The sequence below is a fragment of the Streptomyces sp. IMTB 2501 genome (assembly GCF_001953885.1).
GTDB lineage: Bacteria > Actinomycetota > Actinomycetes > Streptomycetales > Streptomycetaceae > Streptomyces.
This window is the reverse complement of record NZ_MQUS01000008.1, coordinates 34,306-55,694: the sequence shown is the minus strand read 5'-3', so window position 1 is coordinate 55,694 and position 21,389 is coordinate 34,306. Positions and strand designations below refer to the sequence as shown.

Genomic DNA, 21,389 nt, shown 5'->3' with positions numbered 1-21,389 from the left:
TCAAGGCACGCCTCATCCGTGACCGCTGTCACGACCAGGGGAGTTACTCCGCGGCCCGCAGCTGTTCCTCGGTCATTCCCTGCCGCCAGTACCCGACGAAGGTCACCCGCCGCCGGTCGACCCCGCGGTCGCCGACGAAGTACCGCCGCAGCGCCTTCACCTGCCCCGACTCACCGGCGATCCAGACGTACGGCCGCCCGTCGAGGGGGAGTTGCGCGGCCCGTACGGCGTCGACGGCCATGGGGGCGCCGTCGTGCCGCACGAGCCACGTGATCTCCGCGTCCGCGTCCGTGGCGATGTCCTGGATGTCCCCGGCGTGCGGCACCTCCAGCCAGGCGCGGGCGCGGATGCCGGCGGGCAGGGATTCGAGGATGGCGGTCGCCGCCGGTACGGCGGTCTCGTCGCCCCACAGGATGACGAGGCCGGTGTCCTCGGGCGGGCGGAAGCGGATGGCGCGGTTGTCGGCGATGGCGGGCCCGAGCAGCAGCACCCGGTCGCCGGCGCCGGCGCGGGAGGCCCAGCGGGAGGCGGGGCCTGCGGGGGTGTGCAGGGCGAAGTCGATATCGATCTCGTTCGTGCGGCCCAGGGCGTCCCGGCGCAGGGCGCGCAGCGTGTACGAGCGCATCACCGCCCGTACGTCGTCCGGCAGTTCCCGCCACGCCTGCCACCAGCCGTCGCCCAGCTCCAGCGGGACGACGGGCTCGGGCTGGCCCGGGTGCGGCAGGAACAGCGACAGGGACTGGTCGCGTCCGTCGGAGTGGAAGGATTCCAGTTCGGCCCCGCCGAAGGTGACCCGGACGAGAGACGGCCCCAGCCGCCTCGTCCGTATGACCTGCAGAGCGAAGAATCGGAACGGGGCGGCTACGGCCGTCGTCATGTGTGGCTCCTGAAGGGGGGTGGGATTCAGGACTTTTCCGTGCGGGAGGGTCAGCTGAACTTCTTGGCCTTCTCCAGGGCCTCGGCCAGACTCGTCAGCAGTGGCACGCACTTGTCGTACGACAGGATCGGCTCGGGGGAGCGGGAGATGACCTGACCGGCCTTCACCGCGGGCAGCTTCTTCCAGGTCGGCTTGGAGATGCCGGCGGGCTGGATCGCCGAGGAGCGGTCGTCCATCATGATGATGTCGGCCTGGTACTTGTCGACGTTCTCCCAGCTCAGCGACTCGAACCAGCCGCCGCCCTGCTTCTTCGCGCTCTCCGGCGGCTCCACGAAGTTCACCCCGAGGGCCTTGAAGTACTCCAGGTCGACGGAGAGACGGGTGCCGGAGACGTAGAAGAGCTGGTCGCTCGCGCTGCCGGCCATCACCTTGATGTCCGGCTTGGCCTTGGCGGCGGCGCGCAGCCGGGCGGCCGCGGCCTCGAAGCGCTTCTTCGCGTCCGTCACCTTGGCGGCCTTCATGTCGGCGCCGAGCGACTCCGCGAGGTCCCACACCCGCTGCAGCGGCTGGGTGAGCTGACGGTCGTAGGCGGAGATGCCGACGCTGGGCGCGAGCTGCGCGATCTTCTTCTTCGACTCCTCGGGGACGTACCAGAGCGTCCCGGCGTTGTCGAACATCGTGGTGATCAGCACGTCCGGCGCGAGGGACGCGTACTTCTCGATGTTGAACTGGCCCCAGGTGTTGCCGAGGATCGTCACCTTGCTGAGGTCCATGTCACCGGCCTGGACATCGGGCTTGCCCGCGCTGGTCTTCGTCGGTCCGAAGACGCCCTTGACCTGGACGCCGTAGTCGAAGAGGGCCGCGCCGACACCGGTGAAGGCGACGATGTCCGCCGGGACCTTGTCGAGCTTCACGGTCGTGCCGCGGTCGTCCTTGAAGGACCAGGGGCCGGACTTGGCGGCCTTCGTCCCGCTGCCCGCGCCACTGTCTTTGCCCTTGTCGTCCCCGCAGGCCGCGAGCGTGGCACCGAGACCGACGGCGCCGCCCGCGACGAGAAGGCCGCGGCGAGTGAGGTGGGTGGCACGGGCTTGGGACATGGGTATGACTGCTTTCGAACGGGGCGGAGCGCCCGCCGGACAGGTTCGAAGGTAGGTTAGCCTAACCTCACCTGATGTCCAGGGTCGGGGGTGGTCCCGGGCGTCCGGAGCCATGGGAGCGGAATCGGCCATTCGCCGCGCATCCGACGCTCACCTCCCTTTTCCTGCCTGGTTGTTGCGATCACGCGCGGTTATGTTGGTCCGCGCGCTGACGGCTGTCCGATGGCGGCCGAGTACGAAGAAGGAGTGACCGCGGCAGTGGGTGGAGACGTGAGCGCGGTGGAGGATGTCGTCCGTGCGGACGCCGCGTTGCTGGAGGAGGATCTGGCCCGGTTCCTCGGATCGCTGACGGGCCGGCCGCCCGGCGCTCCGCGACACGGCTCGGCCTACGCCGCGGCGCTCGACCGCGCGCTGCATCTGCCGGTCGCCGACGCCCTCGGCTCCAAGGCGGGGCAGGAGGCGCTGCGACCGCACCCCGGAGCGCCCGGGGGCGGGGCCCCGCTGCGGCCCTCGATGGTGTACTGGGCGTACCGCAACTACCGGGGCTTCCACGACATCTCCGACGCACCCAAGGTCTCTGACGGCGACGGCGACGGCGACGGCGGCGGCGGTGACCTTGCCGCCGTCCGGCGGGCCGCCGTCGCCGTGCGGGTCCTGCTGAAGGCCGCGGTCGCGCTCGACGACATCCAGGACGGCAGCACCGTCCGCTACGGCGAACCCGCGCTGCACCTCACCCACGGTGTCCCGCTCGCCCTCAACACCGGCTCCTGGCTGATCACGGCCGCACTGGCGCACGCGGCCGACCCGGCCGTCGTGGAGTGCCTGCTCGCGGCGGTGGCGAACGGATTCACCGGGCAGGCCGTCGACCTCGCGACCCGCTCGGACCGCACCCGCGGCGAACTGACCGACGCCCCCTACGCGGAGCGGATCGGCTTCTGGGAGTCGATGACCGCGCTCAAGACGGGCACGCTGTTCCGGATGCCGCTCGACGCGGCGCTGGCCGCCCTCCGCGTCGTCACCGAAGAGCGCGCCACCCTGGACGAGGCGATGCGTCAACTCGGGCTCGCCAGCCAGCTGTTCAACGACGTCACCGACTTCGTGCCGGAACTCGGTGGCGCCAACACCCACGAGGACCTCGACGCGCTGAGCAACCGCGTCCTGCTGGAACTCCTCGACTCCGTACCGCCCGACATCCGCCGCACCCCGTCCGGCGAACGGCTGCGCAGCCACGTCCTCGGCCACCCGGACCTCGACCGGACGCTGCTCGCCCTCGCGGCCGAGGCGGTGGAACACAAGCGCGCCGCGAAGGAGGCCGTGCACCGGGTGTGCCGCACGGCGGAGAGTGCGGCCTACTTCGACATCACCATCGAACGCAAGGGCCACCTCGTCGACCGGCTCCACGACACCCTCCGGCAGCGGGGCGGCGTATGACAGCGACGGCCACAGGCCGCCTCCGCACCGGCACCCGGGCCCGGCACGACGCCCTGGAGACCACCGCCTTCGCCACCGCGCTGCTCGCCGGAAGCCTCCCGCTCGACCGCTATGTGGCCCAACTGGCCGCCTACCGGGTCGTGTTGCGCACCCTGGAAACGGAGCTCTCCCACACCACCGAACCGGCCGTCGCCGGGCTCTGGACGGCGGAAGACCTGCGGAAGGTCCCGCTGATCGAGCGCGATCTGCGCCATTTCGCGGCCCGCGGCGTCTCCCCGGTCCTCGCCCTGGTGCCGGCGCGGACGTCCGGCTGACGCACCCCCATGGCGACCGCAGGGTCAGGGCCGCACCTTTCGAACGCCCTTCCCGTCGTGTCGAGCAAGACGTGGCGGGAGGGGGCTCCAACGTACGTCCCAGCAGGGCATGTGTCTGCTTCGACGTTCTCGACAACGCTCAAGACGGCATCGGGCCATCTCGATGTGGCCGCCAACGCGCATGGCGAGGAGAAGGCGTGTCTGCGCTCCGGGCACTCAACCGAGTGAGCCGCTCCAGTCGCCACCTGGTGGAGGTCGAGCCGGGCGGTGGATCCGCTATCGTCTGCCCGGCGTCTCAGCTCGCCGCCCAGTCCTGCGCCGACGACGTCGGCTGCTTCGCCGGTCCTCGCGGTGATGATCCGCTCCATCCGCCGACCGGGGCCCAGGGCAGGAGCGAGGGGAGCGGCAGAGGGTGATGCGCGGCGTCGGCCTTCGAGGCATCGGCACGTCCTAAGGCACCAGCATGTCCTGAAGACCGACGCCGCGCGGCGTCTCAGCTCCTCAGCTCACCTTGATGGTGACCTTCCACGGTGCGATGGCGAGGGGGCACTTGTGCCCGGGGTCGGGGCGGCACTGCCGCACCGCGGTGATGGTGCCGGTACCCGGGCTTTCCGCGTGCAGGACCGCGTACGCGTCACCGGCAGCTGTAGTGCCGCTGACGGTCCGGGTCAGGACGTGGGCGTCGCGGGTGCTCGGCATGCTCCACGTGTATGTCAAGCCCCGCTCGCGGGAGGCCGTCAGCCGGATCCCGGTGTCGTCACCGACCGACCGGGCCACGGTGCGGCCGTTGTCGGAGTTGGTGAGGGCGATGCGGTCGGCCCCACCGGAGTGCGGCGCGGCGGAAGCGGCCGGGGTGACCAGTGTGACGGTCACCATCAGTCCCAGCGTCAATCCGGTCGCATACTTCGCGGCTTTCACGGTTACCTCCAGGCAGATGACGGACGCGCTGACCAACGTTCCGCTCGCCCGTCACGCAATGCCCTGCCCCGGGAGAACCACCTGATTCGCCGAACAATGACTAGCTCACCAGCCCCAACTCCCGTGCGATCAGCATCCGCTGGACCTCGCTCGTGCCCTCGCCGATCTCCAGGATCTTGGAGTCGCGCCACATGCGGGCCACCGGATACTCGTTCATGAAGCCGTAGCCACCGTGGACCTGGGTGGCGTCGCGGGCGTTGTCCACGGCGACGGTGGAGGAGTACAGCTTGGCCAGGGCTGCCTCCTTCTTGAAGGGTTCGCCGGCCACCAGGCGGCTCGCCGCGTCGCGCCAGGCCAGGCGGGCCGTGTGCGCCTTCATCTCCATGTCGGCGATCTTGAACTGGATGGCCTGGTTGGCGCCGATGGGGCGGCCGAACGCGTGGCGCTCCTTCGCGTACTTCACCGATTCGTCGACACACCCCTGTGCCAGGCCCGTCGCGAGAGCCGCGATGGCGATGCGGCCCTCGTCGAGGATGCGCAGGAACTGGGCGTAGCCCCGGCCCTCCTCACCGAGCAGATTGGCGGCGGGGACCCGGACGTCGGCGAACGACAGCTCGCGGGTGTCGGAGGCGTTCCAGCCCACCTTCGAGTACGGCGCGGCGACCGTGAAGCCAGGGGTGCCGGACGGGACGATGATCGCCGAGATCCGCGGCTTGCCGTCCGGCTTGCGGCCGGTGACGGCGGTGACGGTCACCAGACCCGTGATGTCCGTGCCCGAGTTGGTGATGAAGCACTTCGTGCCGTTGATCACCCATTCGTTCGTGTCCGGGTCCAGGCGGGCCGTCGTACGCGTGGCACCGGCGTCGCTGCCGCCGTCCGGCTCCGTCAGGCCGAACGCGCCCAGGATCTCGCCCGTGCAGAGGCGGGGGAGCCACTCGCGCTTCTGCTCCTCGGTGCCGAAGAGGTGCAGGGGCATGGCGCCCAGGGAGACGCCCGCCTCCAGTGTGATGGCCACGGAGGAGTCCACCCGGGCCAGCTCCTCCAGGGCGATGCCGAGCGCCAGATAGTCGCCGCCCATGCCGCCGTACTCCTCCGGGAACGGCAGCCCGAACAGGCCCATACGGCCCATCTCGCGGACGATCTCGTACGGGAACTCGTGCCGCTCGTAGAAGTCGCCGATCTTCGGCGCCACGACATCGTGCGCGAACTCCTCCACCGTACGGCGGAGTTCCTCCAGCTCGGGGCTGAGACGGTGGTCCATGCTGATCACTGGTCCTTGTGGGAGAGAGCGCGGACGGTACGGGACGGGCTGGGCCGGTCCAGATGGGCGGCCATCCACACGCTGGTGGCGGTCAGACGGCCGAGGTCGACCCCGGTCTCGATGCCGAGGCCGTGCAGCATCCAGACGAGGTCCTCGGTGGCGAGGTTGCCGGTGGCGGACTTGGCGTACGGGCAGCCGCCGAGGCCTCCGGCCGAGGCGTCGATGGTGGTCACGCCGTGCTCCAGGGCCGCGTAGGTGTTCGCGAGCGCCTGGCCGTAGGTGTCGTGGAAGTGGACGCCGATCATGTTCGTCGGCACGCGCTCCTCGTTCAGCAGCGCGAGCAGTTCGAGCACATGGCCCGGGGTCGCGACCCCGATGGTGTCGCCGAGGCTCAGCTCGTCGCAGCCCATGTCCCTCAGCGCCGTGCAGACACGGGCCACCTGGTGGAGCGGGACCGCTCCCTCCCAGGGGTCGCCGAAGCACATGGACACATAGCCGCGTACGTGCGCGCCCGCGGCCTTCGCCTGCCGGACCACCGGCTCGAACACGGCCAGTGACTCGTCCACCGTGCGGTTGAGGTTGGCCTTCGCGAAGGACTCCGTGGCGCTGGCGAAGACGGCGACCCGGTCGGCGCCGAGCGCCAGCGCCCGGTCCAGGCCGCGCTGGTTGGGCACCAGCACCGGGAGCGCGACCCCCGGAAGGCCCTTGACCCTCGGGAACAGCTCCTCGGCGTCGGCCAGTTGGGGCACCCACTTGGGGTGCACGAAGCTCGTGGCCTCGATGGTGGTCAGGCCCGCGTCGGCGAGCCGGCGGATGAACTCCGCCTTGATCTCGGTCGGTACGGCCGACTTCTCGTTCTGCAGCCCGTCGCGCGCGCCGACCTCGTGGATCCGCACCCGCGCGGGCAGATCGGCGGCCGGTACGACCATGGGGAGACCGTTGACAGTCACTCCGCCACCACCCCTTCCTCGTCATGCGGTGCGATCACGGCGAGCACCTGGTCCATGGCGACCGTCGTGCCCGGGGTCACGTCCAGCTCGGCGACCGTGCCGGCGTGCGGGGCGGAGATGACGTGCTCCATCTTCATGGCCTCCACCACCAGCAGGCTCTGCCCGGCGGCCACCTCGTCGCCGACGGCCACCTTGACCACGGTGACCGTGCCGGGCATGGGCGCGGTGAGGGAGTCGGCGCCCGCGTGGGCGGCCCTGCCGAGGGACGCGGCCACCGGATCGTGGTCCCGCACCTGCCAGGCGTCGCCGTCCCGGCCGATCCAGTCACCGGCCCGGTGGAAGGCGTGGCGGACGCCGTCGAGGGTGACGGAGACCGTGTCCTCGGCGACCGTCGCGGTGCCGCGCGGGGTGTACGTCACCGGGTCCTGCACCCGCAGGTGGAAGGCGGGCGGCTTCGGGGTGCCGCCGAGCCGCCAGCCGCTCGGCACCGCGAAGGGGTCGACCCAGCCGTCCGCGCGGGGCTCCAGCGCCTTCGCCCGTACGGCCGCCGCCGCCTCGTAGACCTCCTCGGGCACGTCCGTCGAGACCAGCTCGTCCACGACCCGCTCGACCAGACCGGTGTCCAAGTCCCCCTGTACGACGGCCGGGTGGGCCAGCAGCCGGCGCAGAAAGCCCGCGTTGGTCTGCACGCCCAGCGTGACCGTCTGCGCGAGTGCCGCCCGGAGCCCCCGCAACGCCGTCTCGCGGTCGGGGCCGTAGGCGATCACCTTGGACAGCATCGGGTCGTAGAGGCTGCCGACCTCGGTGCCCTCGCTGAGCCCGGAGTCGGTGCGGACGCCGTCGCCCTGCGGCTCGTTCAGGAGAAGGACCGTGCCGCCGGAGGGCAGGAAGCCGCGTGAGGGGTCTTCCGCGCAGATCCGCGCCTCCACCGCATGCCCGGTCAGTCGTACGTCGTCCTGTGTGAAGCCCAGCCTCTCCCCGGCCGCCACCCGCACCTGCCACTCCACCAGGTCGAGTCCGGTGACGAGTTCGGTGACCGGGTGCTCCACCTGGAGGCGGGTGTTCATCTCCATGAAGTAGTAGTGGGTGGGGTCGTTGCCCGGCACGATGAACTCCACCGTGCCCGCGCCCCGGTACCCGCACGAGCGGGCCGCCTGCACCGCCGCCTCGCCCATCGAGGCCCGGGTCCGCTCGTCCAGGAGCACACTCGGCGCCTCCTCGATGATCTTCTGGTGGCGTCGCTGCAGCGAGCACTCGCGCTCGCCGAGGTGGACGACGTTGCCGTGGCCGTCGGCCAGCACCTGGATCTCGATGTGCCTGGGCCGGTCGATCCATCGCTCCACCAGCAGCGTGTCGTCACCGAAGGAGGCGCGGGCCTCGCGGCGGGCGGCCGCGATCTCCTCCTCCAGGACCGTCAGGTCCCGCACCAGCCGCATGCCCTTGCCACCGCCGCCGGCGGACGGCTTCAGCAGCACGGGCGCCCCCAGCTCGTGGGCTGCCTGGGCCAGTTCGGGGTCGCGTCCGCCGGGGACCACCGGGACTCCGGCCGCCTTCACCGTCTCCTTGGCGCGGATCTTGTCGCCCATGAGCGCGATCGCGTCCGCGGACGGACCGATGAAGGCCAGCCCCGCCTCCTCGCAGGCGCGCGCGAAGCCCGCGTTCTCGGCGAGGAAGCCGTATCCGGGGTGGACCGCCTGCGCGCCGGTGCGGGCGGCGGCCTGCAGCAGCCGCTCCACCGACAGATAGCTCTCGGCGGCCGGCGCCGGACCGATCCGTACCGCCGTGTCGGCCTCCCGGACGTGCCGCGCGTCCGCGTCGGCGTCGGAGAAGACCGCCACCGAGCGCACGCCCAGCGAGCGGAGCGTACGGATGACACGTACGGCGATCTCGCCCCGGTTGGCGACCAGCACTGTGTCGAACACGGTTCCCCTCCTCACATCCGGAAGACGCCGAACTGGGGGTCTCCCAGCGGCGCGTTGGCACAGGCCGTCAGGGCGAGTCCCAGCACCTGACGGGTCTCCAGCGGGTCGATCACGCCGTCGTCCCAGAGCCGGGCCGTGGCGTAGTAGGCGTTGCCCTGGCGTTCGTACTGCGCGCGGATCGGGGCCTTGAAGGCCTCCTCGTCCTCGGCGGGCCACTCCTCGCCGCGTGCCTCCAGCTGGTCCCGCTTGACGGTCGCGAGGACGGACGCGGCCTGCTCGCCGCCCATGACGGAGATCTTGGCGTTGGGCCACATCCACAGGAAGCGGGGGGAGTAGGCCCGGCCGCACATCGAGTAGTTGCCCGCGCCGTACGAGCCGCCGACCACCACCGTCAGCTTCGGCACGCGCGTGCAGGCCACCGCTGTCACCATCTTGGCGCCGTGCTTGGCGATGCCGCCCGCCTCGTAGTCCTTGCCGACCATGAATCCCGAGATGTTCTGCAGGAACACCAGCGGGATCCCGCGCTGGTCGCACAGCTCGATGAAGTGGGCGCCCTTCTGGGCCGACTCGGAGAACAGGATGCCGTTGTTGGCGACGATCCCGACCGGGTGGCCGTGGATCCGGGCGAAGCCGGTGACGAGCGTCTGCCCGAACTCGCTCTTGAACTCGGCGAACCGCGAGCCGTCGACCACGCGCGCGATGATCTCGCGGACGTCGTAGGGGGTACGGGAGTCGACCGGGACGGCGCCGTACAACCCGTACGGGTCGGCCTTGGGTTCCGTGACCGGCGCGACCTCCCAGGGGAGGGGTTGCCGGGCCGGGAGGGTGGCGACGATGTTCCGCACGATCCTGAGCGCGTGCGCGTCGTCCTCGGCGAGATGGTCGGTGACACCGGACACGCGCGAGTGGACCTCGCCGCCGCCCAGCTCCTCCGCCGTCACGACCTCTCCGGTGGCGGCCTTCACCAGGGGCGGACCGCCGAGGAAGATCGTCCCCTGATCGCGGACGATCACGGCCTCGTCGCTCATCGCCGGGACGTACGCCCCGCCCGCGGTGCAGGACCCGAGCACGGCCGCGATCTGCGGGATGCCGGCCCCGGACATCCGGGCCTGGTTGTAGAAGATCCGCCCGAAGTGGTCCCGGTCGGGGAAGACCTCGTCCTGCATCGGCAGGAAGGCGCCACCGGAGTCCACGAGATAGACGCAGGGCAGCCGGTTGTCGAGAGCCACCTCCTGCGCGCGCAGGTGCTTCTTCACGGTCATCGGGTAGTACGTGCCGCCCTTGACCGTGGCGTCATTGGCGACGATCACGCACTCACGGCCGCTGACCCGCCCGATCCCGGCGATCACCCCGGCGGCCGGGGCCTGCCCGTCGTACATCCCGTCGGCCGCGAGGGGGGCCAGCTCAAGGAACGGCGATCCGGGATCGAGCAGTGTGTCCACCCTGTCCCTCGGCAGCAGCTTGCCTCGCGCGGTGTGCCGGGCCCGTGCCCTCTCGCCACCGCCGAGGGCCGCCGCGGCCAGCTTGCCGCGCAGTTCCTCGACCAGCGCGAGATGCGCCTGTTCATTGGCCCGCCAGGCCTGGGACGCGGGATCAGCCGCGCCCGTCAGCTCCGGTGCCTCCTGCATTCTGCGGTCCCCTCACCCGGTGATCGAACCTGCGATCCGCTGTTAATGAGCGTTAACCATTTCCTTCAGGTTAACGACCGCTAACCTCGCTGTCTAGAATTGCCTGCATGGTCACCAGAACCGACGCCCCGACCCGCCGCGAGCAGATCCTGAAGGAGGCCGCCCGGCTCTTCGCCGAGCGTGGCTTCCACGGCGTCGGTGTCGACGAGATAGGTGCCGCGGTGGGGATCAGCGGCCCAGGTCTCTACCGGCACTTCCCGGGCAAGGACGCGATGCTCGCCGAGCTGCTGGTCGGCATCAGCGGCCAGCTGCTGACGGGGGCGAAGCGGCGCCTGGCGGAGGCCGACGGGGTGCCCGCGAGCCGGATCCTGGACTCCCTGATCGAGGGCCACATCGACTTCGCCCTGGACGACCGTCCCCTGATCACTCTGCACGACCGTGAGCTGGACCGCCTGCGCGACAGCGACCGCAAGCTGGTGCGCCAGCTTCAGCGGCAGTACGTGGAGCTGTGGGTCGAGGTGGTCCGCGAGGTGTACCCGGCGCTGACCGAGCCCTCCGCCCGCTCCGCCGTCCACTCCGTGTTCGGCCTGCTGAACTCCACCCCGCACCTCGGCCGTGCGGGCACGCTGCCCGGCCGGGGGGCCATGGCGGCGCTGCTGCACCGGATGGCGTGCGGGGCGTTCGAGGCGGCGGGGGAGTCGTCGGTGGAAGGGGAGTGATCTCCGCCTCCCGTCGGCGCGGCTGACGCTCGCTGTCCACCCGGGGGCCCGGGTGGGCAAGCTCACCCTGGACGGCTGCCGTACTCGCCGGTATCTTCGAGTCTGAGCAAGCGCTTAGACAGGTACCTGGAGGTGGGCGGCGTGCGCCGTACGGTGTTCAACGAGGATCACGAGGCGTTCCGGGAGACCCTGCGCGCCTTCATCGAGGCCGAGGTCGTCCCGGTCTACGACGAGTGGTTCGCAGCCGGCCAGGCGCCGCGCGACTTCTACTACAAGCTCGGTGAGCTGGGCATCTTCGGTATCAACGTCCCCGAGGAGTTCGGCGGCGCGGGCCTGGACAGCCACAAGTTCGAGGCCGTCCTCTACGAGGAGACCGCCCGCGCCGGCGTCCAGTTCGGCGGCTCCGGTGTGCACGTGCTGCTCGCCCTGCCGTACATCAAGATGCTGGCCACGGACGAGCAGAAGAAGCGGTACCTGCCGAAGTTCGTCACCGGCGAGGAGATGTGGGCCATCGCGATGACCGAGCCGGGCACCGGCTCCGACCTCGCGGGCATGAAGTCCACCGCCAAGCTCTCCGAGGACGGTACGCACTACGTCCTCAACGGCGCCAAGACCTTCATCACCGGCGGTGTCCACGCCGACCGTGTGATCGTGTGCGCCCGCACCGCCGCGCCGACCGCCGAGGACCGCCGCCACGGCATCTCCCTGTTCGCCGTGGACACCAAGTCCGAGGGCTACTCCGTCGGCCGCAAGCTCGACAAGCTCGGCCTGAAGACCTCCGACACCGCCGAGCTGGCCTTCGTCGACGTCAAGGTGCCCGTCGAGGACCTCCTCGGCGAGGAGAACAAGGGCTTCTACTACCTCGGCCACAACCTCGCCTCCGAGCGCTGGGGCATCGCCTTCGGCGCCTACGCGCAGGCCAAGGCCGCCGTGCGCTTCGCCAAGCAGTACGTCCAGGAGCGCACCGTCTTCGGCAAGCCGGTCGCGCACTTCCAGAACACCAAGTTCGAGCTGGCCGCCTGCCAGGCCGAGGTAGACGCCGCCGAGGCCGTCGCCGACCGCGCGACGGAGGCCCTGGACGCCGGTGAGCTGACCCCGGCCGAGGCCGCCTCCGCGAAGCTGTTCTGCACCGAGGTCGCCCACCGCGTCATCGACCGCTGCCTGCAACTGCACGGCGGCTACGGGTACATGAACGAGTACCCGATCGCCCGCCTCTACGCGGACAACCGCGTCAACCGCATCTACGGCGGCACCAGCGAGATCATGAAGTCGATCATCGCCAAGGACATGGGTCTGTAAGGCCCCCGCAATCACTGGCCGGTACAACTGACGCCATGAGCCAGGCACTTCAGGATCTCCTCGATCTGCTCGACCTGGAGCAGATCGAGGAGAACATCTTCCGCGGCCGGTCCCGCTCCGCCGTCGTCCCCCGGGTCTTCGGCGGGCAGGTCGCCGCGCAGGCGCTGGTCGCCGCCGGGCGGACGGTCCCCGCCGACCGGCCCGCCCACTCCCTGCACGCCTACTTCCTGCGCCCCGGCGACCCCGGCGCGCCGATCGTCTACACCGTGGACCGCATCCGTGACGGCCGTTCCTTCACCACCCGCCGCGTGGTCGCCGTCCAGCACGGCAAGCCGATCTTCCATCTCTCGGCGTCCTTCCAGACGTACGAGGAGGGCCTGGAACACCAGGCACCCATGCCCCACTCGCCCGACCCGGAGACCCTCCCCACCTCGCAGGAACGCCTGCGCGGCTACGACCACCTCGCCCCCGAGGTCGTCGAGAAGTTCCTGGAGGCTCGCGAGGCGATCGACCTGAGGTACGTGGAGGAGCCGCCGTACGGGCAGTTCGGCGAGCCGCGCGAGCCGCACTCACAGGTCTGGTTCCGCACCAACGGCAAGCTGGACCGTGCTTCTGACGAGCCGTTGCTGCATGTCGTCCTCGCCACCTATGTCTCCGACATGACCCTCCTCGACTCCATCCTGCTCGCGCACGGCCGCGGCGGCTGGGCCGTGGGGGATGTCGTGGGGGCCTCCCTGGACCACGCGATGTGGTTCCACCGGCCCTTCCGCGCCGACGAGTGGCTGCTGTACGACCAGGAGTCCCCGTCCGCGCACGGCGGCCGCGGCCTCGGCCAGGCCCGGATCTACACCCAGGACGGGCAGCTCGCGATCACCGTCATCCAGGAGGGTGTGGTCCGCGTTCCGCGTGCCTGAGCCGCCGAGATGCCGAGCCACAGGTGGGGCACTAATCTCTAAGAGTGAAAGCCGCAGCACATGGCGTAACCGGCCGACGAGTTTCCGGGTACCCGGAACGGCAGACGTCGGCGGCGACGGACGTGTGACCAACCTTCTGCGGTGACACCTCAAGAGCGCGCCGTGCCCTTCCCCCATCTGTGAGCACGGCGCCGGCCATCCATCCCGCGCCTCCCCCCATGAAGCCGCTCGGGATGGTGGACAACGAAAGGGCAATCTCCCATGCGAGCACAGCGCATCAGGCGTTATGTCGTGATGTCCGCAGCGGGCTTCCTGCTGGCGGGCGGAACCGCCATAGGCGCGGCGGGCACCGCCTCGGCAGCACCTGCACACCACGGTCACCACCACTGCGGTCGTCACCACGGCCACCACCACCACGGCCGTGGTCACGGCCGTGGCGACCGCGACCGTGACCACGGCCGCGGCGACCGCGACAACGGTCGTGGCGACAACGGCCGCGGTGACAACGGCAACAACGGCCGTGGCGACAACGGCAACAAGGGTGGCGACAACGGCAACAAGGGTGGCGACAACGGCAACAAGGGTGGCGACAACGGCAACAAGGGAAACAACGGCCGCTGACCCGACGCCGACAGCGCACACACTGTGCGGCTCCGCAACGCGGGGCCGCACAGTGCCGCGTGGGCGTGGTCGGGGCCGGTCAGGAAAGTCCGGCCGCAGCCAGCAGATACGCCGTCATCGGGTCGTAGTGACGGGGGCTGAGCACATGGTCGTCCAGGGGTACGACGACCTGGACGGTGCCCTCGGACTCGGCGAGGAACAGCGCCGGGTCGTTGCAGTCGGCGTACCCGACGGAATCGACTCCGTGCTGCCCGGCGTACCCGGCCCACCCGTGGTCGGCGACCACCAGGTCAGGCAGCGGGCGCCCCTCGCGCTCAAGTCCCGTCAGAATGGCCCGCATCGGCTCCCCGGAGTGGGTGTGCCACAGCGTCGCCCCGTGCTCCAGCACCGCCACGTCCGCGAACTGCATGACGTACCCCTCGTCCGTCTGCAGCCCGTCCGGGATGACGACGATCTCGCAGCCCGCGGTGCGCAGCGCGGCCGCCGTGGCCCGGTGCACATCCAGCAGACCGCCCGGGTGCCCGGTCGCGAACAGCACCCGCTGCTGCCCCTCGGCCGCCTTGCGCAGCCGTGCCGCCATCCGCTCCAGCGCGGCCACGGTCAGCTCGGGGTCGATGGTGTCCTGCCCGTACCGGTACTCGGGGTCGTCGTTGACCCCCACCCGCTCGGCCATCACCGCGAGCACGTCCTGCTCGTCCGTCCAGCGGTCGCCCAGCTCCAGGCCGAGCCAGAAATTGCGGACACCGTTGGCGAGCTGACGGTAGTGGGAGAGGTTGTTCTCGCGGGGCGTGGCGACGTCCCCCGCGATACGGGTCCTCACCAGGTGGTCGACGAGCTGGGCGCGGCTGGGTGTCCCGGATATCGGCATGCCTCCCATTGTGGGGCAGCGCGCGACCGGAGTCCTCGGCATATCGAGGGCTGGGACCGCCGAAGCCCGTGCTTCAGACCTGCCGCAGCGCGAACCACAACTCCATGCGGACGTCCGGGTCGTCCAGGTCGGCGTCCAGCAGGGCCGCGCAGCGGGCGATGCGTTGGCGCACCGTGTTGCGGTGGACGTCCAGGGCCACCGCGGTGCGGTCCCAACTGCCGTGCAGAGCCAGCCAGTTGCGCAGGGTCCCGGCGAGCTCGGGCCGGTCGGCGAGCGGTGCCAGCAGTGCGCGGGCGTGTGCCTCGGCATCCGCCCGCGGCACCAGGTCGGTGAAGCCCGGACGGGCGTCGTGCCGGATGAGCGGGGTGCGGGTGGCGCGGGCGCGGGCCAGGGCGCGGGCCGCCTGGGTGTCGGCCGCCGGCCACTCGCGCGGCTCCACCGCGGCGCTCACCCCGAGCGCCCAGCCCGGCTGCGGCTGGGGTACCCGCCCACCCGGCACCAGCACCCGTACGACGTCTCGTGCGAGGTCGACCAGCGGTGAGCCCAGCGCGGCGCCGAGCGCCGAGGCGGCGACGGCGTCCGGAAGCTGAGCCTCGGGCCGGGCGTGTACGACGACCCAGCCCCCCTCCCCGAGCAGCGGGGCGACCTCCTCCGGCCGCGCCCCGAGCAGCAGCCGCACGAACGCCGAGGACCGCGCGGCCCCGGCCCCGCTGTGATGCTCCCCGGTCAGCAGCGACAGCAGCACGGAGGCCACGGAGGCGATGGTGTGGTCGCCGGGTTCACGCCGCGCGGTGGCCACGCCCAGGACGAATCCCCCGCCGGAGCCGAGGGCGTAGGCGGCGAGGTGGGTGTCCCCGAGCGTGTCGGTGGCGGAGGTGGGGGTGCCCGCCCCGGTCGGCCGTACCACCCCCGCCAGGTCCGTCAGCGCCTCCCGTGCCCCCGGCCCCGGTTCCCGGCCCGCCGAGGCGATCTCCGTGCCGTCGGGGCCGTAGAGCACCGCCTGGCCGGTCAGGCGGTGGGCCAGTTGCCGTAGGACCGAGGGGACCGGGTCGGGGCGGGCCGCGGCGGAGGCGAGACTCTGCTGGGCCTCCGTGACCCGGCGCAGTTCGGCCAGCCGGGCCTGCGCCATCAGCTGCCACACCGCGCGGGCCACGCCGGAGAACGTGGTCTGCGGCGGGACCTCCAGCAAGGGGAGGCCGTAGGCGTCGCAGGCCGCTACCAGGGCGCGCGGGACCGTGTCGTGCACCGGGGCCAGGCCGAAGCCGAGCGCCGCGCCGCCCGCCGCGACGATCCGGGAGACGTAGTCGTCGAAGTAGGTCCCCGAACCCGCCGCCTCCGGGATGTGCACCCCGGCCGTCAGCAGCAGCTCGCCGCCCAGCAGATACGGGTACGGGTCGGCCATCTCCGACGTATGCGCCCAGTGGATCACGGTCCCCCGATCCGTCGGGCCCGCGATCTGGCGCAGGGCGAGATCCTCGCGGGCCAGCAGCGCCGAGAGCGGTACGGGTGGGGTCGGTGGGACGGCTGGGGTGATCGTCTCCGACATGGTGTGCACTGCCTCCACTCCCACCCCGTTCATATGGATGAAACGTACACTTCGCAGCCGCTTTCCGGCCACCTAGTGTCGAGGGGCGTCACCCGCCGGCGACCCCCAGTACGACTTCGAGTGAAGGAGGGCCTCATGGCCGTCGACTACACCGTGATCGTCGTCTATCTCGCCGGCATGCTGGCCATGGGCTGGTGGGGCATGCGCCGCGCCAGGTCGAAGAGCGAGTTCCTGGTGGCAGGGCGCCGCCTCGGGCCTGTCATGTACTCCGGCACCATGGCGGCGATCGTCCTCGGCGGCGCGTCCACCATCGGCGGCGTGGGGCTGGGATACCGGTACGGGCTGTCCGGCGCCTGGATGGTGTTCACCATCGGGCTCGGCCTGCTCGCCCTGTCGGTCTTCTTCTCCGCCCGCATCGCCCGCCTGAAGGTCTACACCGTCTCCGAGATGCTGGACCTGCGCTACGGCGGACGCGCCGGGGTCATCTCCGGCGTGGTCATGTGGGCGTACACCCTCATGCTCGCCGTCACCTCCACCATCGCCTACGCCACGATCTTCGACGTCCTCTTCGACATGAACCGGACCCTCGCGATCGTCATCGGCGGCTCGATCGTCGTCGCCTACTCCACCCTCGGCGGTATGTGGTCGATCACCCTGACCGACATGGTCCAGTTCGTGGTGAAGACGATCGGCGTACTGCTCCTGCTCCTGCCCATCGCGGTCGTCAAGGCCGGTGGCTTCGGCGCGATGAAGGCCAAGCTGCCGGCCTCGTACTTCGACCCGCTGGGCATCGGCGGCGAGACGATCTTCACCTACGTCCTGATCTACACCTTCGGCATGCTGATCGGTCAGGACATCTGGCAGCGCGTGTTCACCGCCCGCAGCGACAGGACCGCCAGGTGGGGCGGCACGGTCGCCGGAACCTACTGTCTGGCCTACGCCCTCGCCGGCGCGGTGATCGGTACGGCCGCCAAGGTGCTCTACCCCAGGCTGGGCAGTCCCGACGACGCCTTCGCCACTGTCGTCAAGGCCGAACTCCCCGTCGGTGTGCGCGGCCTGGTGCTGGCCGCCGCCCTCGCCGCCGTGATGTCCACCTCCTCCGGCGCCCTGATCGCCTGCGCCACCGTCGCCAACAACGACATCTGGTCGCGACTGCGCGGGATCACCGAGCGGTCGTCCGGGGATCACGACGAGGTCGGCGGCAACCGCGCCTTCATCCTGATCATGGGCGTCGCGGTGATCGGTACGGCGATCGCCCTGAACAACGTGGTCGAGGCGCTGACGGTCGCCTACAACCTGCTCGTCGGCGGCCTGCTCGTCCCGATCCTCGGCGGCCTGCTGTGGAAGCGCGGCACCGCCCAGGGCGCGCTGGCCTCGGTGCTCGTCGGCGGCCTCGCCGTGATCGGTCTGATGGCCGGGTACGGCATCCTCGCCAACGAGCCCGTCTACTACGGCCTGCTCGCCTCCCTCGCCGCCTACGTCGCCGTATCCCTGGCGACCAGGCCCACCGACGAGACCGTTCTCGCCACTTGGCGCGAGCGCCTCGCCGGACGCTCCTCCGAACTCGTGTCCGAACCGGCCCCGGCTCACCAGTAGAGTCGTAGGGAAAGCAGTACATGCGCGATGAAGCGCAAGAAAGAAGGCATTTCATCATGAGCAGCAACGAGACGCCCCGCGGTCCCGTCGACTCCTCCCGCATCCCGCGGTACGCCGGCCCCGCCACCTTCGCCCGGCTGCCCCGTCTGGACGAGGTCGGCACCGCCGACGTCGCCGTCGTGGGCGTGCCGTTCGACTCCGGCGTCTCGTACCGGCCGGGCGCCCGCTTCGGCGGCAACGCCATCCGCGAGGCGTCCCGGCTGCTGCGCCCGTACAACCCCGCGCAGGACGCCTCCCCCTTCGCCCTCGCCCAGGTCGCGGACGGCGGCGACATCGCCGTGAACCCGTTCAACATCAACGAGGCCGTCGAGACCGTCGAGGCCGCGGCGGACGAGCTGCTCGGCACCGGCGCCCGCCTGATGACCCTCGGTGGTGACCACACCATCGCGCTCCCGCTGCTGAGGAGCGTCGCGAAGAAGCACGGCCCGGTGGCCCTGCTGCACTTCGACGCCCACCTGGACACCTGGGACACCTACTTCGGCGCCGAGTACACCCACGGCACCCCGTTCCGCCGCGCCGTGGAGGAGGGCATCCTCGACACGTCGGCGCTGTCGCACGTGGGTACCCGCGGCCCGCTGTACGGCAAGCAGGACCTGACCGACGACGAGAAGATGGGCTTCGGCATCGTCACGTCCGCGGACATCTACCGCCGCGGCGCCGACGAGGTGGCCGACCAGCTGCGCCAGCGCATCGGCGACCGCCCGCTGTACATCTCCATCGACATCGACTGCCTCGACCCGGCCCACGCGCCCGGCACCGGCACGCCCGAGGCGGGCGGCATGACCTCGCGCGAGCTGCTGGAGATCCTGCGCGGACTGGCCTCCTGCAACCTGGTCTCGGCGGACGTCGTCGAGGTGGCGCCCGCGTACGACCACGCCGAGATCACCTCGGTCGCGGCCTCGCACACGGCCTACGAACTGACCACCATCATGAGCCGCCAGATCGCGGCGGCCCGCAACGCCTAACTCTCCTTAGGGGACCGAGAGCAGTGACTCACGACCACGACCTGGTACTCCGCCCGACCGATCGGCAGACGGCGGCCGCGCTGAATCCCCCTCCCGGCCGCAACGGCGGAGACCTGGTCGTGGAAACGCTGGCCGGGCTGGGCGCGACGACGGTCTTCGGACTGCCCGGCCAGCACGCCCTCGGCATGTTCGACGCGCTGCGCCGGTCGTCCCTGCGGTACGTCGGCCTGCGGGTGGAGAACAACGCGGGCTTCGCGGCGGACGCGTACGGCAGGATCACCGGCGAGGCCGCGCCGCTGCTGCTCTCGACGGGCCCGGGGGCCCTGACCTCACTGGCCGCGCTCCAGGAGGCGGCCGCGGCCTCCGCTCCCGTGCTGGCGATCAGCAGCCAGATCCCGACGGCGGGCCTGGGCGGCGGCCGGCACGGATATCTGCATGAACTCCCGGACCAGTCGGCCTCGTTCCGGGGCGTGGTGAAGTCGGTGCACACCGTCCGTACACAGTCCCAGATCCCGTCCGCGGTCGCGGCGGCCTGGAAGTCGGCGCTGACGGCACCGCACGGCCCGGTCTGGGTGGAGATCCCGCAGGACGTCCTGCTCGCCGAGACCGCACTGCCGGCGGTGACGGCGGTCGACGCGACCCCGGAGGACCTTCCCCCGCGCCCCGAACTGACCGCGGTGGCGGCCGACTTGCTGTCACGTGCGGCCCGCCCGGCGATCATCGCGGGCGGCGGGGTCGTACGGTCGGACGCCTCGGGCAAGCTGCGTCAGCTGGCCGAGAAGCTCCGGGCGCCGGTCGTGACGACCTTCGGCGGCAAGGGCGCCTTCCCCTGGGAGCACCCGCTGTCGCTCCAGTCCTGGCTGGAGGACCGTCATACGACGGACTTCCTGGAGGACGCGGACGTCCTGCTGGTCGTGGGCTCGGGCCTCGGCGAACTGTCCTCCAACTACCACACGTTCAAGCCCCGCGGCCGGGTGATCCAGATCGAGGCCGACCTCGGCAAGCTGGAGTCCAACCACCCGGCGCTGGGCATCCACGCGGACGCCCGTCTCGCGCTGCAGGCCCTGCTGGAGACGGTGGAGGAGCGCACGGACGCGTCGGCGCCGGAGCGGGTGCGAGAGCTGCTGGCCAAGGTCGCCTCGCGTATCGCGGCCCAGGAACTCACCCTGGAACAGGGTGTGCTGGCCTCGGTCCGCCGGGCTCTCCCCGCGGGTGCCCCGTCGTTCTGGGACATGACGATCCTGGCGTACTGGGCCTGGTCGGCCTTCGACCCCAAGGGCGCGAACACCATGCACTCCGCCCAGGGCGCCGGCGGCCTCGGCTACGGCTTCCCGGCGGCGCTGGGCGCGGCGGCGGCCGACCCCACCCACCCGGTGCTGGCGGTGTCCGGCGACGGCGGGGCGCTGTACTCGATCGCGGAACTGGCGACCGCCAAGCAGTACGACCTGCCGGTCACCTGGCTGATCGTCGACGACGGCGGCTACGGCATCCTCCGCGAGTACATGACGGACGCCTTCGGCCGGGCGACCGCGACGGAACTGACGCGTCCGGACTACGTGGCGCTGGCGGAGTCCTTCGGTGTGCCCGGTGTCCGTACGACCCCCGAGACCCTGGAGGAGGACCTGGCGAAGGCACTGGCGGCACCGGGTCCGTCGGTGGTCGTACTCCCGGCGCTGCTGCGGATGTTCGCGCCGACGCATCTCGGCTAGGAGTGCGTGGCGCCGCCCTGGCGCGGGTGCGGAACCCGCGCCAGGGCGGAGGAACGGTGCCGGAGGTGCCTCAGCGGCACGTGCTCGACGTGCTCAGCACGTGCTCGAAGAGCTGATGTACACCTGCGTCGGGTACGCCCCGTTGAAGGCCCATCCCTCGCCCGGCTTCATGCAGATGGTGGGGTGGTTGGAGAACCGTACGTAGGCCACGTCGTCGTGCCGGGTGTTGACGGCGCCCTTCGCGTCACGGCTCGCGCCGAGCGTCTGCCAGTACCCGGTGTCCTTGAACTTCCCCGTCATCGTGTCGCCGTTGTAGAAGCACACGTACGGATACGGACAGCTGGGGCGGGCCGCGGACGACACGGTGTGCGTGTCGGCCGAGGCGGCCTGCGCGGAGACGGCGAGGCCGCCCCCTGCCATGGCGCACGCGGTCAGGACGGATGCGGTCGCGATACGGAATCGCATGGATGCTCCCTGGGTCGATTGCCGGTGCGGCTCGCCCCACCCCCGTGGGGGCGGGCCGCCGAGTGCCTGGGGCGGTGCGGGGTGGACCGCACCGCCCGTCGTGCACCACCGACAGTGCAGGCCGAGTCCGGGGCCGGGACAGGCCTGCCGGACAGGTGCCGTCGGCGCGGGACGTCCCACCCTCCGACCTGCGGGAACGCTCCCCGCCATGAGGCGCCGGCGGGACGCG

19 protein-coding genes are annotated in these 21,389 nt (G+C 71.1%); 9 read left to right on the top strand and 10 right to left on the bottom strand.

Annotation, left to right across the window (positions count from 1 at the left end; translation table 11 throughout):
* Nucleotides 1-43: 43 nt before the first annotated feature.
* Together AV521_RS15780 and AV521_RS15775 are read right to left on the bottom strand one after the other, a co-directional pair.
* Nucleotides 44-877, bottom strand: coding sequence for a siderophore-interacting protein (locus AV521_RS15780; RefSeq protein WP_076088755.1), 834 nt, complete (start codon nucleotides 875-877; stop codon nucleotides 44-46).
* A 50-nt stretch (nucleotides 878-927) separates the two neighbouring features.
* Nucleotides 928-1,974 (bottom strand): ABC transporter substrate-binding protein, encoded by a 1,047-nt coding sequence (locus AV521_RS15775; protein ID WP_076088753.1) that lies wholly within the window; start codon nucleotides 1,972-1,974, stop codon nucleotides 928-930.
* Nucleotides 1,975-2,220: 246 nt separating this feature from the next.
* Here AV521_RS15775 and AV521_RS15770 point away from each other — a divergent pair, with 246 nt between their 5' ends.
* On the top strand, nucleotides 2,221-3,405 hold the full coding sequence (locus AV521_RS15770) for a polyprenyl synthetase family protein (RefSeq protein ID WP_256725565.1): 1,185 nt from the start codon (nucleotides 2,221-2,223) through the stop codon (nucleotides 3,403-3,405).
* A complete protein-coding gene (locus tag AV521_RS15765) occupies nucleotides 3,402-3,719 on the top strand; it encodes a biliverdin-producing heme oxygenase (RefSeq protein ID WP_076088749.1) in 318 nt (105 codons plus the stop codon). Before AV521_RS15770 ends, AV521_RS15765 begins: the two co-directional genes overlap by 4 nt.
* Nucleotides 3,720-4,220: 501 nt before the next feature.
* On the opposite strand, the gene AV521_RS15760 is transcribed toward AV521_RS15765, so the two are convergent.
* The 5 genes from AV521_RS15760 to AV521_RS15740 form a co-directional block, all read right to left on the bottom strand.
* A complete protein-coding gene (locus tag AV521_RS15760; protein WP_143658614.1) occupies nucleotides 4,221-4,595 on the bottom strand; it encodes a hypothetical protein in 375 nt (124 codons plus the stop codon).
* Nucleotides 4,596-4,737: 142 nt separating this feature from the next.
* Nucleotides 4,738-5,898 (bottom strand): acyl-CoA dehydrogenase family protein, encoded by a 1,161-nt coding sequence (locus tag AV521_RS15755; RefSeq protein ID WP_076089183.1) that lies wholly within the window; start codon nucleotides 5,896-5,898, stop codon nucleotides 4,738-4,740.
* Nucleotides 5,899-5,903: 5 nt separating this feature from the next.
* Nucleotides 5,904-6,827, bottom strand: coding sequence for a hydroxymethylglutaryl-CoA lyase (locus AV521_RS15750; protein WP_179023153.1), 924 nt, complete (start codon nucleotides 6,825-6,827; stop codon nucleotides 5,904-5,906).
* Nucleotides 6,828-6,844: 17 nt separating this feature from the next.
* Nucleotides 6,845-8,770, bottom strand: coding sequence for a biotin carboxylase N-terminal domain-containing protein (locus AV521_RS15745; RefSeq protein WP_076088743.1), 1,926 nt, complete (start codon nucleotides 8,768-8,770; stop codon nucleotides 6,845-6,847).
* An 11-nt stretch (nucleotides 8,771-8,781) separates the two neighbouring features.
* Nucleotides 8,782-10,398 (bottom strand): carboxyl transferase domain-containing protein, encoded by a 1,617-nt coding sequence (locus tag AV521_RS15740; RefSeq protein ID WP_076088741.1) that lies wholly within the window; start codon nucleotides 10,396-10,398, stop codon nucleotides 8,782-8,784.
* Nucleotides 10,399-10,505: 107 nt separating this feature from the next.
* Between AV521_RS15740 and AV521_RS15735 the strand changes: the two genes are divergently transcribed.
* From AV521_RS15735 to AV521_RS15720, 4 genes are all read left to right on the top strand, one after another.
* Nucleotides 10,506-11,117, top strand: a complete 612-nt coding sequence (locus AV521_RS15735; RefSeq protein ID WP_076088739.1) for a TetR/AcrR family transcriptional regulator — start codon at nucleotides 10,506-10,508, stop codon at nucleotides 11,115-11,117.
* 141 nt (nucleotides 11,118-11,258) lie between these two features.
* Nucleotides 11,259-12,416: an acyl-CoA dehydrogenase family protein gene (locus AV521_RS15730; protein WP_059415810.1), complete on the top strand. Its 1,158-nt coding sequence runs from the start codon at nucleotides 11,259-11,261 to the stop codon at nucleotides 12,414-12,416.
* Between the two features lie 35 nt (nucleotides 12,417-12,451).
* Entirely contained in the window at nucleotides 12,452-13,330 is an 879-nt protein-coding gene (locus tag AV521_RS15725; RefSeq protein ID WP_076088737.1) for an acyl-CoA thioesterase II, read from the top strand.
* A gap of 261 nt (nucleotides 13,331-13,591) precedes the next feature.
* The gene (locus AV521_RS15720) at nucleotides 13,592-13,951 is read left to right on the top strand and encodes a hypothetical protein (RefSeq protein WP_076088735.1); all 360 of its coding nucleotides are present in this window, start codon (nucleotides 13,592-13,594) and stop codon (nucleotides 13,949-13,951) included.
* A 79-nt stretch (nucleotides 13,952-14,030) separates the two neighbouring features.
* Here AV521_RS15720 and AV521_RS15715 read toward each other — a convergent pair whose 3' ends face one another.
* Both AV521_RS15715 and AV521_RS15710 read right to left on the bottom strand, forming a co-directional pair.
* Entirely contained in the window at nucleotides 14,031-14,819 is a 789-nt protein-coding gene (locus AV521_RS15715) for a phosphatase (RefSeq protein WP_076088733.1), read from the bottom strand.
* Nucleotides 14,820-14,892: 73 nt separating this feature from the next.
* The gene (locus AV521_RS15710; RefSeq protein WP_256725564.1) at nucleotides 14,893-16,365 is read right to left on the bottom strand and encodes a PucR family transcriptional regulator; all 1,473 of its coding nucleotides are present in this window, start codon (nucleotides 16,363-16,365) and stop codon (nucleotides 14,893-14,895) included.
* Nucleotides 16,366-16,500: 135 nt separating this feature from the next.
* Here AV521_RS15710 and AV521_RS15705 point away from each other — a divergent pair, with 135 nt between their 5' ends.
* Genes AV521_RS15705 through AV521_RS15695 form a run of 3 tightly spaced genes read left to right on the top strand, consistent with a single transcriptional unit; the run spans nucleotide 16,501 to nucleotide 20,695 of the window.
* Nucleotides 16,501-17,961: a sodium:solute symporter gene (locus tag AV521_RS15705; protein WP_076088731.1), complete on the top strand. Its 1,461-nt coding sequence runs from the start codon at nucleotides 16,501-16,503 to the stop codon at nucleotides 17,959-17,961.
* Between the two features lie 56 nt (nucleotides 17,962-18,017).
* Nucleotides 18,018-18,986, top strand: coding sequence for an agmatinase (speB, locus tag AV521_RS15700; RefSeq protein ID WP_076088729.1), 969 nt, complete (start codon nucleotides 18,018-18,020; stop codon nucleotides 18,984-18,986).
* Between the two features lie 23 nt (nucleotides 18,987-19,009).
* Nucleotides 19,010-20,695 carry a thiamine pyrophosphate-binding protein gene (locus AV521_RS15695; RefSeq protein WP_076088727.1) on the top strand — a complete coding sequence of 562 codons (1,686 nt, stop codon included), beginning with the start codon at nucleotides 19,010-19,012 and terminating at the stop codon, nucleotides 20,693-20,695.
* 93 nt (nucleotides 20,696-20,788) lie between these two features.
* Here the strand turns inward: AV521_RS15695 and AV521_RS15690 are convergent, their stop codons facing one another.
* A complete protein-coding gene (locus AV521_RS15690) occupies nucleotides 20,789-21,160 on the bottom strand; it encodes a hypothetical protein (RefSeq protein ID WP_076088725.1) in 372 nt (123 codons plus the stop codon).
* Nucleotides 21,161-21,389 lie beyond the last annotated feature (229 nt).